Annotated in this window: 12 protein-coding genes; 1 reads left to right on the top strand and 11 read right to left on the bottom strand. The window is 70.3% G+C overall.

What is annotated here, in order from left to right; all coding sequences use genetic code 11:
• Window positions 1–487: 487 nt before the first annotated feature.
• Window positions 488–5,290: a MobF family relaxase gene (gene mobF / locus ABD287_RS10520; protein ID WP_344171921.1), complete on the bottom strand. Its 4,803-nt coding sequence runs from the start codon at window positions 5,288–5,290 to the stop codon at window positions 488–490.
• A 337-nt stretch (window positions 5,291–5,627) separates the two neighbouring features.
• Between mobF and ABD287_RS10525 the strand changes: the two genes are divergently transcribed.
• The gene (locus ABD287_RS10525; protein WP_344171733.1) at window positions 5,628–6,098 is read left to right on the top strand and encodes a hypothetical protein; all 471 of its coding nucleotides are present in this window, start codon (window positions 5,628–5,630) and stop codon (window positions 6,096–6,098) included.
• Window positions 6,099–6,175: 77 nt separating this feature from the next.
• On the opposite strand, the gene ABD287_RS10530 is transcribed toward ABD287_RS10525, so the two are convergent.
• The 10 genes from ABD287_RS10530 to ABD287_RS10575 form a co-directional block, all read right to left on the bottom strand.
• Window positions 6,176–7,039: a bifunctional DNA primase/polymerase gene (locus ABD287_RS10530; protein ID WP_344171735.1), complete on the bottom strand. Its 864-nt coding sequence runs from the start codon at window positions 7,037–7,039 to the stop codon at window positions 6,176–6,178.
• 76 nt (window positions 7,040–7,115) lie between these two features.
• Window positions 7,116–8,069: a hypothetical protein gene (locus ABD287_RS10535; RefSeq protein WP_344171737.1), complete on the bottom strand. Its 954-nt coding sequence runs from the start codon at window positions 8,067–8,069 to the stop codon at window positions 7,116–7,118.
• Window positions 8,066–8,542: a hypothetical protein gene (locus ABD287_RS10540; protein WP_344171739.1), complete on the bottom strand. Its 477-nt coding sequence runs from the start codon at window positions 8,540–8,542 to the stop codon at window positions 8,066–8,068. Before ABD287_RS10540 ends, ABD287_RS10535 begins: the two co-directional genes overlap by 4 nt.
• Before the next feature lie 91 nt (window positions 8,543–8,633).
• Window positions 8,634–9,236 carry a hypothetical protein gene (locus tag ABD287_RS10545; protein ID WP_344171741.1) on the bottom strand — a complete coding sequence of 201 codons (603 nt, stop codon included), beginning with the start codon at window positions 9,234–9,236 and terminating at the stop codon, window positions 8,634–8,636.
• Window positions 9,237–9,306: 70 nt separating this feature from the next.
• Window positions 9,307–9,756, bottom strand: coding sequence for a single-stranded DNA-binding protein (locus ABD287_RS10550; protein WP_344171743.1), 450 nt, complete (start codon window positions 9,754–9,756; stop codon window positions 9,307–9,309).
• An 82-nt stretch (window positions 9,757–9,838) separates the two neighbouring features.
• The gene (locus ABD287_RS10555) at window positions 9,839–10,294 is read right to left on the bottom strand and encodes a single-stranded DNA-binding protein (protein WP_344171745.1); all 456 of its coding nucleotides are present in this window, start codon (window positions 10,292–10,294) and stop codon (window positions 9,839–9,841) included.
• A gap of 1,251 nt (window positions 10,295–11,545) precedes the next feature.
• The gene (locus tag ABD287_RS10560; RefSeq protein ID WP_344171747.1) at window positions 11,546–11,878 is read right to left on the bottom strand and encodes a hypothetical protein; all 333 of its coding nucleotides are present in this window, start codon (window positions 11,876–11,878) and stop codon (window positions 11,546–11,548) included.
• Window positions 11,863–12,093: a hypothetical protein gene (locus tag ABD287_RS10565; RefSeq protein WP_344171749.1), complete on the bottom strand. Its 231-nt coding sequence runs from the start codon at window positions 12,091–12,093 to the stop codon at window positions 11,863–11,865. The genes ABD287_RS10560 and ABD287_RS10565 overlap by 16 nt, the downstream gene beginning before the upstream one ends.
• Window positions 12,090–13,163: a hypothetical protein gene (locus tag ABD287_RS10570; protein ID WP_344171751.1), complete on the bottom strand. Its 1,074-nt coding sequence runs from the start codon at window positions 13,161–13,163 to the stop codon at window positions 12,090–12,092. The genes ABD287_RS10565 and ABD287_RS10570 overlap by 4 nt, the downstream gene beginning before the upstream one ends.
• A complete protein-coding gene (locus ABD287_RS10575; RefSeq protein WP_344171753.1) occupies window positions 13,160–13,618 on the bottom strand; it encodes a hypothetical protein in 459 nt (152 codons plus the stop codon). Before ABD287_RS10575 ends, ABD287_RS10570 begins: the two co-directional genes overlap by 4 nt.
• Window positions 13,619–13,725: the final 107 nt, after the last annotated feature.

Raw genomic sequence — 13,725 nt, forward strand, 5'->3', positions numbered from 1 at the left:
CGCCCAACTCGTGACCGGTAACGAACTGCGCCCGTCTACACCAACGCCTCTTGACCTTCTCAGGCCACGCCAGGCAGATGGGCGCATCGCGCACTCAGGTTGATGCCCTTCCCGCGTGACTCGACGCACGCAGGTCCGCGCTGTGCGAATGGCGGCGTTTGGTCGTTGCCGATGCCCCCAGAGGGCCTACGGCGGTCAACGGGTCGGTGCGGGTGTGGCGGCAGATGTCCAGGGCGATGCAGCCGGGCCGTGGGTAGATGGTGGTGGCACCGGAGAGCCAGGTGTCGGGGGCGTCGCTGGTGGAGTCGCTGCGCCAAAGCTGGGCGTAGGCCGTGGTCCCAGCCCCAGGTGCTCTGATGTTCCATGCCAGCCAGTTCGCCGGCATCGTGCTGGTCGTGGCCGGGGCGGGCGGTGTGGTTGCAGGAGTGGTCAGGGGTACGCGTGGTCGCCGACGAGATCCGCTGCCGTCCAGACCCGACCCTCGCCGTCACAGGCGCGGCTGGGGTCCACCGGGCCGGGGTTGCGGGCGCGGCAACGGCAGCCTGGGCCGCTGGGCCTGTGTGGGTGTTGGTCGGGGTGTCGGGGCGGTACGGCCGGGTACCGACGCAGTGCTAGGGATGGCTGGCTGGGTCGTGTTGTCGGGGTCGGCGAGGTGTCGGTGGTCGCGTAGCGCGCGCTGCAGGTGGGCGGTGTAGGCGGGCTGGGTGATGGCTTCGTCGGGGTGGCTGGTGTCGCCGTACCAGATCGCGCCGAGGCGGCCGATGACCGTGGTGGCCACAATCCGCCGCTGGCTGTCGGACAGCGCGAGGTAGGTGTCGGCGGCGACTTGCTGCCCTGCTGGACCGCCGGTTTCGGTGTCGGTGGTGCGGCTGGGTCGGGCGGCGATGATGGCTTGGGCGGCGTGCCAGTAGGCGCGGTGTCCGGGCTTGCCGGACTCGATGTAGGGGCCGAGGGGGTGTCGTGGGTCGTCGTCGGTGACGTTCTGTTGGTCGCGGTAGGCCGCGACGATCCCGAGTTGCCGCAGCCACGGCCTGCGCTCTTGCCGGGTGGAGGGTTCGTGGCCGAGCGCGGCGGTCCATGCGGGCCGGTCGCGTGCGGCTTGCTCGGCGAGTTGGAGGATACGAGCGCCGATCTGCTGCTCACTGTCGAGCAGGTACTGCGCGTATGGGCCGGCGTCGTCGGTGGTGGTGGTCGGGGTCCATGGCGGCGCCTGCCGTTCGTCGCGGTGGGCTGCTGCGGCTTGGGCTTGTTCGCGTAGGTGGGTGGCGAGGTCGTCGAGTTTGGCGCAGGCGGGTGCCGTGGTGAGGAGTTCTTCGGCGGTGCCGCCGGTGTGTTCGTGGGCGGCGAGGGTCCAGGCGATTGCCGCCCATGCGCCGCTGCTGCCGGGGGTGGGCTGGGTGTGCAGGTGCCGGTTGAGGCGCCAGGCGAGGACTTGGGCGGCGGAGTCGGTGTCATCGAGGGAGCGCGCCTCGGTCACGGTGGTGAGCAGGGTCCAGGTGTCGTGGCCTTGCCGGTGGGCGCGGCCGATCGCGGCGTGCAGGGCGGTCCAGCCGGGCTGGCTTCGGACGTGGTCGGCGAGCTCTTTTCCGAGTACGTCGGTGACGGTCTGGTGGTGGCGGAGCGCCGCGGGCACGAGCTGCTGCGTAGAGGGGATGCCGTGCCGGCTGGCGTGCTGCGTAGCCCTGGCGGCGTAGGTGTCGAGGTTGGTGGAGGCGATGGCCAGGATTGGGTCGGGGTGCTTTCCGGCGCGGTGCCATGCGGCGATCGTTCCAGCGAGGTGGGGCCAGGCGTGGTGCGCGGCGACCGTGCGGGCGTCGGTTCCGGTGGCGTCGGCGACCATGGCGGCGTACTGGTCGAGCAGGTCGACGTCGACGCCGATGTACCCGTCATCGCTGCGATGGGTGGTGTCGGTTCGTAGCGCCCCGGGCTTGGTTTGCAGTAGGTCGGTTCGAGGGCGGATGCCGATGTGGCGCTGCAACAGGTCGGCGTACCGGATTGCCTGAGCGTCGTCAGGTCGGGCCAGCGGCGCCGGCGCCGGAGTGCTGTCGGTGATGTGGTCCAGCCGCCAGGCGAGCAGCTGCGCGGGCGACCGCGCCTCGTCCAGGGGGCCGCGTTGCGCGGCTGCGGCTAGGAGCTGTTCGGTGGGCCAGCCGGCGGTTTCGGCGTTCCGGAGTTTGCTGCGGATGGTGCCCCATGCCCCGTCCTCGGTGAGCTGCTCGGCGTGCTGCGGGAAGGCGTCGCTGACGAGTTGCCGGTAGCGGGGTTCGGCGACGAGTTCAGCGACGTGGATCATCTGCGGCATCAGGGTGGCGAGGGATTCGGCGCGGTGTTGGCTGTCGCGGATCGCCTCCGTCGCCGTCAACTCGCTCCTGTCCAGGGCGATGATGTTCTCCAGGACCTCCCGGGCTGCGCGCGCGTCCGGGTCACGCCGAACCCGGTCCATGCGCAGGTCCTCATCAAGGTCTAGGAACTGGTGGGTGACCGTGTAGAGGGCGGTGCTGGCCCGGCCTCTGGTCGCGGCCACGTACAGGTTTTCGCGGCTGACGTCGTCGGTGATGAGGGCGTGGGTGGTGTCGACGGTGTCGCCTTGGGCGCGGTGAACCGTGGTGGCGTACATGAGTTCGACGTGGTTGGCGACGTAGTCGGCCGGGAGCCGGACGGTGCCGTTGCCGTGCTGCGCGCGGACGGTGAGTGATCCGTTGTTGTGGCGCTCGACAACGGTCCAGGCTGAGCCGTTGCGGACCCAGTCCCGGCCGCGGTTGAGGGAGAAGCGGCGCTTGTTGCGGCGGGTGACGATCCAGTCTCCGCGCCCAGCGATGTTGCCGTCGCGCAGCTCGACTCCGGCGGGTTCGACTTTTCCTCGGGTGACTAGTTCGAGGCGGGCGCGTGCGGCGAGGGCGGTGACGTCGTGGTTGGTGGCCGCGCACATGATCGACACCTTGCCGGCGGCGATGTCGTGCTGCCAGCCGGTGTAGACGGCATCCAGCATGGCGTGTGCGGACCCGCCCTGGATGCGCTGGTTCTGCTCGTAGAAGTCGAGGGCGCTGTTGTCCCCAACCCGCATTTTCAACGTGGCGGCGGCCTCGGCGGGGTCGTGGAAACGGTGGACCACCGAAAGTTCGACAGCGCCGACGTCGTGGGCGATGAGGCGTAGTGCGCCGCCGGATTCGACGGCGCCGAGTTGCCGGTAGTCCCCCAGCAGCCGCACGACCGCGCCGTGGCGTTCGGCGATGGTGCGGAGTCGGTCGAGGTTGGCGGTGCCGGCCATGCCGGCCTCATCAACCAGGATCACGTCCCCGGGCCGGATCGCGTACGGACGGGCGTGGCGGTGTAGTTCGGTGTCCGGATTCTCGGCCAGCTGCCACAGTGCTTCGGTGTGGTTTCCGGCGAGGTGTTCGTGCAGGAGCTTGTGCAGGTTCTCCGCCGGAACCCCCAGATCGGAGGCCAACACGGCGGCCGATGACGCCGATGTGGCCAGGGGGATGATGCGCCGGCCGTGGGCTTTCACCGTGTGCAGGTACGCGCGCATCGCGGTCGTCTTGCCCGTGCCAGCGGCGCCGATCCCGACGGCGATGAGAGCGTCGCTGCACGCGAACGCGGTCACCAACTCACGCTGCCCGGCATCCAAGGGATGCTCGGCGTCGCGGTCGAAAGCCGCCAGCGCGGCCTCGACCGTGATCTTCGGCAGAGCGTCGTCGGTGGCGGTGCGGGCCGCCTTGAGGAGGCGGTCTTCGGCCGCCAGGACGGCGGTGCTGGTGAACCGCGCGGCGCCGTGTTGGCGGAACACCGAGTCCCCGTTCGCGCGCTGCAGCGCCTCGGGTTCGGCGACCATGGCGGGTGCCTCGACGCTGATCGACAGCTTTTTGACCGCGACGGTAAGGACCTGCTCAGCGAGGGCGTTGGCCCGTTGTGGGTTGGTGGCGTGGCCTTGGGCGCGGATGAGGCGTTCGGCTTCGGCGCGTAGGTTTGCCTCGCACCAGGTGGACTTCTGCTCGGACACATTGACTACTACCGTGGCGGCGAGCTCCGCCACATCGAGGTCGTCAATGGGCTCGGCACGGTGCCGTCCGAGGCCGGGGACGGCGTCCATGACGGCCCGGATCGCGTCGGGTCCGAACTTGGCTGTGAGGTCGGCGGTCCACTCCGCACGCATCCCCGCCAGCGACCTCGGTGGCTTCTTCCCGTCGCGGGTGTCGAGGGTGGCCTGGCGGGCAAGCTTGTGGCACACCGCCGCGTCCGGGTCTTTGCCGTGCTGCGCCCGGTAGGCGTCGATCAGCTCCTGATAGCCCGCGTACAACCTGTTGCGGCGCCGGGAAAAGTGGTCGATCACTTGCTCGGGGATGCCGGCGATCTCGTAGATCAGCTGGGACTTCCCGTGCGGTGTCCGGGCCACCCACTCGACCCCAAGCCGGGCGGTGACACCGGCCTGGAACTGCGTGTTGTAGTGCTCCGACGCCGCGACGGTGATCCGGTACAGGGCGCGGCCGTCGAGGGAGCGCCACTTGCCGTCGGTACCGCAAACCTTCGCGGAGATCGCTACATGCGTGTGCAGGTTCGGGTCCCCGTCACGGGAGTCGTAGTGGTCGAACGCGACCGCCACCAGCCCTTTGGTGTCGACCTGCGCGATCCCACCAGCCCCGGTCCGGGTGAACGCCGCCTCCTTTTCGAGCATGGCCAAAGCGCTGTTCTTTGCCTCCTGGTGCGCCTCGAAGATCGCCTGCCGGACCTCCTCGCGCGGGTCCAGCGCCCATAGCAGCGCCGCCGATTTCACCGGCGCGAACACGGCGTCGTAGCCGGCGACACCGCCGCGGCCGCGTCCTGCTTCTTCGCGCTTGATCTTCTTCATCTCGGCATCGGTCGGGCGGCGGCCGGTCTCTGTCACCACTCTCGTCGCGCGCTGCGCGACCCGGTCGTTGAACGGGTCGAGGGCTTCGTACTCGGGGAACGCCCTGCCCAACGACGCCTCCCGTCGGGCCTGCGCGGTGAGGGCAGCGATCTGCTTCTCCGACATCTCCGGCCTCACGTGCTTGGCCAGGTGGTCGGCGATGATCTGGTCGACGTTCGGGTGATGCCCATGCCCGAACAGCGCCCGCATCTGGTCCTCGGTCACCTGCTCGCCGGCGAGGCCGAGTAGGGGTGCCCCGCGGCCGATCCATGAGCCGGGTGGGTTGCCTTCGGCGGTGTAGTAGGCGGACGCGTCCTGGGTGCGTTTCTTGTCGACGTCCCCGCCGGCGATGTTGCGCGTCAAGTACAGGTAGCCGTCGCCGACGGACAGTTTGTGGACCGTCATCACCACGGGAACACACCTACGCACAATTCGGAAGCGGCGAACAACGCGCTGAAAACCGTGCGGCATATCTGGTGCGAATTGGACGGCCCCATTGGCGTTGTTCACCTCCACTCGGGTGCCAGTGGAGGACCACCATGGCCCACTTTCACTGGTAGTGCAAGAGGTGTCTCGTCGCTTGTTTTTGACTGTCGGCCTTGGACGTTTGTGCTGGTCAGACGGGTGGTGTGGGTGATTTCAGCATGGTTTGTGGGCGGGTGTTGATTGGGGTTGTGCGGGGTTGGCGGGGGTTGTTTTGGTTATTCACGAGAACTGATGCGCCGCTCGTACTTTTCTCGGCATGACAAACAACAAGGGAGCGCGCTTCGCAGCGATGCGCAAAGCGCAGGAAGCCAAGCAGAAGCGCGACGCCGAACGACTCGTTCGGGAGAGGAAGGTGGAGGCCGCGCTTGCGGAGTTCTTCGAGCACACCGCGACCGTTGAGCAGATCGAAGGGGCCACGGCGGCCAGAGTCGCCAAGGTCACCGCGATCGGCGAACGCAAGGCGGCGGCGGCCGAGCATCTTGCGGCGGTGGCGTTGCGGGCGATGCTCGACCTCGGCGAAACCCGCACCGCGGTTGCCGAACTGACGGGCCTGTCGCTGGCGGCGATCCGGGATGCGGTCGCCGACACCGGACCGGCGCCTGCCAGCCCGGTTGAGCCGGGGCCGGGATCGGGCCGGCACACGCGGGAGCAGGAGCGGCAGGAGGACGACACCGGCGATGAGGCGCCTGCGCCGTACTGGGAGGAGGGAGGTGACTGGCAGACCTAGCCGGCGATGACAGCAAGGCGGGCGTGCCCCGGACTCAAACGAGTCCGGGGCACGCTGCTGTGTGCGGCCCCGTTCGTTCAGGCGCGGCGCCGTCGCGGGTGGCGCTGTCCGGCAGTCAGGCCGGAGGTGATCGTGCGCCGGGTCTCACCGACGGCGAGGCCCGTGGACAGGGCTGCCTCGGTGAGCTGATCGCGCGCTATCTGCTCGTCGAGAGAACCGGCGGCGATGAGCTGGCCGAGGTTGAACGCCGCCCGGTTGAGCGTGTCGTTGCGGTTCCCCGACCTACCGGCCGTCGGGGGCACGGCACAGCGGACCCGCTGCGCCTCAGCCGCCAGCGCCGCTGCGGCATATCGGGAGCTGTCGCCCGCCGGCACGGCGGGCGACAGCCGAAGCCCGACCGGTCGCGGCCGTACCGCGGCCAGCAATCTCGGCGGGCAGGGCGGGATCGGCTGCCGGTGATCGCGGACCCACCGGTACCGCACACCGGCGGCGTGCAGCGACGGCGGCACCGCGACAAGGGCGTCGCGTCCACGCCAGTCCACGCCGGGCAGGAATCCGACGGTGCTGCCCAGCCCGGTCGGACTAACCCACAGGTGCCAGCCGCGGGCGGTGGCCACCAGCGGCCCGGCGGCGCAACCGTCATCGAGCAAGGCGGTGATGTCGTGGCGGGCGTCTGCGACATCAATGTCACAGACATCCATCAAAAGCCCGGTGCGCAGGGCGACGTTGGCCGAAGGCCAACGCTGCCACCAGGCGGCGACCACCGACACGTCGGCGCTCGCCGCGTACAAACCGCGCCGCGCTCGCGGGTGCTTGCCCGGGCTCGGGCAGTCGGTGTCCCAGCAGGAACAGCCCCCGCCCGGGGTGGGCGTGTGCAGCGGAACAACATGGTGGCCAGCGCGGGCATACGCCAGCGCTGCGGTCAGAAGCGGATTAGACACAAGGCGCCTCCCGAGCGCGCGAGTAGCAGGTGGCCGCGCCCGAAGGATTAGGCGCGGCCACGCCGTTGATGACGGGTCAGCGGGCGACCACGGCGATGCCGCCGGAACCGCAATGGGTGATGTCGTTGTCGCGGTCGATGCCGATGGCGAGGAACTCGGTGCGCAGCAGGTCATGGGTCAGCTGCCGCAGATCCAGGTACTTGGTGGGCAGGCCGACCTCGTCCATCGCCTTGGCCCAGCCGCGGACCTGCAGAATGTGTTGGGTGAAGTCCTGCTCGTAGTCGAACCGGCCCACGTACGCGCCGGCGAACTGCTGCTGCATCGTGGCGGGGTCGACGCATCCGGTGAGGATCGCCCACTGGCCAACCACCGCCGGCAGCGAACCGGTCGCCTCCGCGATGGCCTGGACCGCGCAGACGAACTCCAGCCCGGGATGGTGGATGACGTTCGCGCCGACGCCGTAACCGGCCGAGCGGATCACCCGCACCTCATCAGCGCCGACCAACGACCGCACCTGATCGAACGCGATGCCGTAGTCGGCCGGTACCGTTGTCCACCAGTGCCGGGTCGGCTCACCGGCGGCGGCGACCTGTACCCACCGCGATCCGCCCAGCGGGCTCGGCGGTGTGACGGTCGTGCGCTGCTCGTAGGCGTCACGCCGGTCCGCCAACGCGACCAGGACGTGGTCGCTCACCTCGGACAGGGCCGTGAGTGCCTGCTGCTGGTGACGCAGCTGCAACTTGTTCAACCGCGCGGCCGGGGCGACCGGGTGGCCGCGAAGTGTCAGCCACGCCACTGGCGTGCCGTCACACGACACCACGTACGCCGGCAGATCCAGCCCGCCCGGCTGCACGTAGTACCGCTGTAACGCCGCATCAAGCTGCGCCGCCGGTGCCGGCTCCAGCTCTCCGGCCGCAACGGTCGTGCCGGAGTACCGGCCGAGCACGTCTACGCCGGTCAGCCGCGCCGACTTCGCGTCATGCCCAGAGCGCGCCCACTTGTAGAACTCGGCGTTGGTTACCGCCCTCACGACGACACCTGCGCACCCGAGTCGGTGTCGCCGTCCGGCGTCTGGCCGGACGGCGGCGCGGTGGCCTTGGTGATCAGGTCAGACAGTGCTCGCCACGTCGTGTCGCCGATGACTCCGTAGGCGTACGCCTCGTCGAGCAGCTCCATCGACCGGGCGTGCCGGCCCGCCCGGTACGCGGTGTCCGAGGCGGTGAACGCCAACTCGCCGCGGTCGCGGCGCTCGGCGTCCCACTGGCCGTCAGTGCGGTACGGCGTCTGCCACACCTCGGGATGCTGCTGGACGTGCGCAGCCAGCCACGCCGCTTCCTGCGGCGTGGCCTTGACGATCTCACCGACGTACCGCAGCCCGTTACCGGTGACCTGCTGGTAGCCGGGACCGTAGCGGTGCAGCGCGAACAGCAGCTGCAGCTCGCGGATGCGCGCTTGTCGGGCGGCGAGCCCGCCGCCCACCTCGGGGATGGTGGATTCGGTCATCACTTCGCTCCTTCGAAAGACGGGAAACAGAAAAGCGGGCGTCACCCCGAGTCGGGGTGACGCCCGCGAACACCAGCGCGAGCTGGCAGGTTCAGGTGCAGTCGGCGCCGCAACCGGCGCAGATCAGCAGCCGGCCCCCGGCCAGCCACCGGCCACGACCGGAGTCGTCCCGGCACGACGCCGGCCGGTACCGGAAGTCACCAGCGACGGCGTACCGGCCGGGCGCCGCCTGCTGCCGGCCATGCACGACGACCGGCTCTCCGGCCATGACCACCGCCGCTACCGGCGCCCACACGGCCTCGTCGTCGGCCCGCGCCCCCGGCGCGACCACAGCCAAGGTCAGGGCGACGGTGAACCACCGCATCCCCTCCGGCAGCGCCGGCCGTTCGTCCGGGACGGTCGGGCCCGGGCCGTGGCGACTGTCCTCGGGCGGGAACGCCAGCCGCCAGCAGGTGATCGCGCCGGAGTCGAACAGCGGCGCCAACAGATTGGCCACCGCCCGACTGTCGGGCTCACCGAACCGGTTCGCCGGGGCGGCGATGAGGCAGTGGACCTCCGGCGGGCACAACTCGTCGGGGTGGTCGGGGTCGATGTCGAGTAGGTAGACGCAGGCGAAGTGGTGCGGTTCACCGGCCGGCGCGTGGCAGTCGTCGCAGTCCAGCAGATCGGGATCGATGGTCGGGCTGGAAAACATGGCGGCTCTCCTTGGGCTGGAAACGGCGCTGACCCCACCCGACGGGTGGAGCCAGCGGAAGCGGTTGGGATCAGTGGGCGAGTTCGAGATCGGCGACCCGCTCCGGGTACGCCGCCGACGCGATCCGCTCCCCGTCCGCGGTGACGACCACGTCCCCGCGGCGCTGTGCCACCTTCGGACCGGAGTGCGCGGGCTGGAAGCGCATCGACATCGACACATTGCGCGCCGCCGCTTTCATCGCGGCCTGGTCGCAGTCGTTCTCGTAGGCCATCAAGTGCCCGACCTCCACGACCACCTGGTCACCGCGCACCAGATCGTTCACACGGTCGGTGAGGGCGCCCCAGCAGACGACGTCCAGGAACATCGCCTTGCCGTCGACCCACCGTCCGGTGGCGTCGCGGTAGCGCTCGCGGTGGACGATCGGGAACTGCACCCACACCGCGCCGGATCGGGTGTGGCCGCGGGTCGGGGATGCGGTGAGCTTGCCTTCGATAACGCAGGTGAACAACGACACGATCATCAACTCCAAGATCAGGGTGAGAAAGCTTGCGGAGGTGGTGCCTGGTGGGGCCGACCTCGGTCGGCCCCACCAGCGGGGGCGGTCAGGCGTTGGCGAGTTCGCTGATCTCGGCCGGGCTGTCCGGGACCTGAGCGTCGGCGCCGGCCCACGGGTCATCGTTGTCGGCGACCACGTTGCGCTGCTTGCGCAGGGCCTGCGCCTCGGCGAACCGCATACTGACCGCGACGTTGTTGGCGGTTACCTGGAGCTTGGCGGCGGCCTTGCCGCTGCCCTGGTTCGTGTACGCCCAGGCTGCGAGGTCGTCACGGGCGTCGACGATCACCGTGTCGCCGCGCTTGAGCTGGGAGACCCGCTCGGCCAGCTCCCGCCAGCAAGTGACCTCGACCCACACCGTCGGACCGTTCTCCCACTCACCGGCGGTGGTGCGCCGGCGGGTGGAGTGGCCAACCGACATCTTGGCCACCATCACCCCGGACGGGGTGACGCGCAGCTCGGGGTCGGCGCCGAGGTTGCCTTCGAAGTTGAACGTGAACTGCATGACCGGACTCCTACCGTGAGAGGTACCTGTGGTGCGGTTGGCTGGTCGCCGGCAGGAGTTTGGGTTCCTGCGGTGCCAGCGCCGCGCTGATAGGACCGGTCAAGCCCGCCATCGGGCGGGGGCGGCAAGGATCAGCCGAACCAACGATCTTGACGCCGCCCGAAGGGCGGCACGATCGTCAAGATGGTTGGCGGCCCTTGCCGAAACCGAACGGGGTGGGCTGACCTTCGGGTCCGTCAGCGGCGGAGCTGCGCACCCCAGCAGGAACCACACCCACCCGGCCGACCCCCGGACACCACAGAGCATCGGCAGGCAGAGCCGCAGAGCAGTCACCGCCAACGAGCGGCACCTCAGGCCCGCCACGGCCACTCCGGCAGCCGGCTTGATGCGCGACAGGTGAGACTCGGAAACCCCCACGGCGACCAGCGCCGTCCGGGCGAAGAGAACACGCGAGGGCCGCGGCTCGGATCGGCTGCGCGACGACGGCCCGGGTCGCTAAGCGACGCGCTGACCGCCGTCGACGCCGCCGCCGTCAGCGCGCCGGCGCCGAGCCCGAAGCGGCAGCCGCCGCACGCGCATCACCGCGCCCACGCACCGGGTTTGGACCTCGCAGCACTGGCACCTGCAACCCGCTGCCGGACACCGGTTCGGACGACGGGGCTGGGGCTGTCACGAAGGCGCAACGCCCCCGGCCGTCGACGTCACCCTGGCAACAGGCCATCGCCTGCGCGGTGTCCGGCACCGGGGCATCCATAAGAACCGCTGTCCCACCTCGGCCGACGGGTCGACCGTCATCGTGACCGTCGCGCCGTGGGCTCCGGGCCGCCCCGACACCGTCCACCGCGCCGCCCGCGTGGTCGGCCGACGCGAGTCGGCAACCCGAACCGCCGGCTACCAGCAGGACGTGGCCCGTATGAGGTCCTCGGACAGCAGGGCCGGGCCGGCTACACGGCCAACCCGAGCGCCGCAATGGCGTCCGGCTGGCAGTAGGGCGTGGCCGACGCTACGGAGCAGCGCCTCCAGTTCCGGCACCGGGCCGCACTGCTCGGCCCTAGCAGCGTCCAGCCGGCTCGCGCGGCACCACCGGTACCGCGACGACACCCCGGCCCCCGCACCGGCAAGCCGCAAACTGGCGAAACCACCGCCCGGGCTCGGAACCGCTGTCAGCGGTGCAAGACCCCGCAGCCCGCCCACCGCCAACCGGCAGCGGGCGGAGCCATGCGCGAACGCGCACGGTCACCGGACGTTTCGCTACGCTCCCGGCCCGCTGCCCAACCCCGCCGCATTGCTGCGGCTACCGCCCACCGGACCACCCGCGGCGCCGTCGTCGTCCTGGCTGCCGTGGTGGTCGCAGTCGGGCTGGTGGACGGTCTCGATGTCGCCGTGGCACACCCACCGCTCCCATGCGGTCTGTAACGGCGACCGCCCACAGATCGCGCGGGTCTGGAAGCGTTGCGCGTGGGCGCGGTACGCCTCAGCGAACGCGAACGTGCGCATCGTGTCCCGCTCGCCCTCGCCGGCGTCCTGGCGGCCCCACACGTAGGTGGCGGCTTCGCGTTCCAACGCCGTCAGTGAATCGCCCACCGGAGGGCTCCCTTCTCCTCGGCTACGACTTTCGGGGTACAGGTGTGGGCGTCGGCGTCCGCCCGCGCCGCCTCATGGCTGGACCACTGCGGGAACGTGCCGATGCGGCAGGCGGTGCAGGTCCAGCCGTAGCGGGCCGGCTCTACCCACACCCGCATCACCGCGCTGTCGGGCATCGGCAGCACCACCGGCACGGCCGGGTCCGTCGGGCTCATGGGTGGACCTCATACACCGACACCAGCAGCTCGGTGACCGTCCGAACCTGCCTACCGGTGTGGATGACGTCGCCGACGGCCACGCCGACCATGCGCCGCGCCAACTGCCTGGCCGCGGTCAGGCTGGAGGCGTTGACGAACTCGACCGTCGGACAGTTCGCGAGCGTGGCGCCAGTCCAGCCGTCGGCGGTTCGGTAGGCGTACCCGAAGTAGCCAACGAACCGGCCCGACCCGACCGGGCGGCTCTTACGCCGCTGGTTCTGGTGTCCCCGGCACGCCGCCCATCCGGCGGCGGGGGTGTCGGCGGCGGTGAGCCAGGTGCCGCACCAGCGCGCCACCCATGCCTGACCTACCGCCAACCCGTCCACCCGGTCGCGGTGTCCGCACCACTCGGGCGTCACCGTGTACCGGGAGTCCGGGGTGCCGTCGCGGTGACAAGGCCGCGCCTCATCATCATTCGTTGCCCGACGCGGCGCCGGTCGCGCGGGCGGGTAGCCGTACAGGCGGGTCAGCCGGGCTTGGGCGCCGTGCGCGTCCCTCATCGCCTCAGCGAGCAGGTTGTGCTCGTCGACCAGCCACAGCGGGTCGTTGGACCACTCCAGAAACGCACCGCCGAGAACAGCGTCGCCGGACGGGCCGCCGTCGCGCGAGACCTGCACCCGGATCAGGAACTGGTCATCTAACGCCAACCGCGCGTCATCGGCCGCCTGCTCGTGCAAGACGCGTGTCAGGTCACGGCGCGGCACCCCGGCGTTCCACAGCGCGGCACGCGACGGCGTGCGCTCGGGCCGGAAGTACCGGAACCGGCCACACTGGTAGGCGGGATTCGGGACGGCGCCGTGCGGGTCGTCGGTGAACTCGCCCAGCCAGGAGACGTCCGGGCACTCCTCAACGCTGGCGGTGACCGTCACCTGCCAGCCGTCGACCTGCCCGGACCACCGTCCGTCAGCGGATTCCAGACCGGCGGCCCACACGGGCACAGTCGCCCGGTGGGTGGCCCGCCGCCACGCGACCCCCGCCTGCGCCCCGGCCGCTCGATCAGCGCGGTAGTGCTCCCTGCGCTTGTTCATGCCCACGCCGCCGTGCTGGTGCCGGTGTACTCCCAGCCGTCGGCGGCCTCGTAGCCGGGCAGCTGGCGGACCATCCTGCGACGCAGCGCGTTACAGAACTGCCACGCCTCACTGGCCTCCCACCCGGGATGCTCACACGCCTGGTAGGCGAAACAGTCGATGGCTTTGAGCACCACCAGCGGCTGCCAATCCGTGACCGGGCTCCACCGGTACGGCTCCAGCTCGTGCGGGGCGTCGCCGGGGTAGCGGTAGTTGAGGCTGGCGGCGTTCTCCGCGATCAGCATCGCGCCGATCGCGTCAGCGTTGTCCGTACCAGCCCGCCGCATGTCCTGCATGCTGCGCGCATTGTCGTCGGCAGCCGAGGCGAACCAGCGCAGCTGCTCAGTCCTGTTGTGCCCAACAGCGGCGGACACCAGTAGATCGATGTGCAAGGTCGAAACCATGAACGCGGACATCAGTTCTCCGATCTCAGGAAACGAAAAAGCCCGCAACCCCGGGGCGGGGCGCGGGCATGACAACGGCCGCCCACCTCGGGCGGCCCACGAGAAATCCGAGCGATAGT

Source organism: Pilimelia columellifera subsp. columellifera, assembly GCF_039532605.1.
GTDB classification, from domain to species: domain Bacteria; phylum Actinomycetota; class Actinomycetes; order Mycobacteriales; family Micromonosporaceae; genus Pilimelia; species Pilimelia columellifera.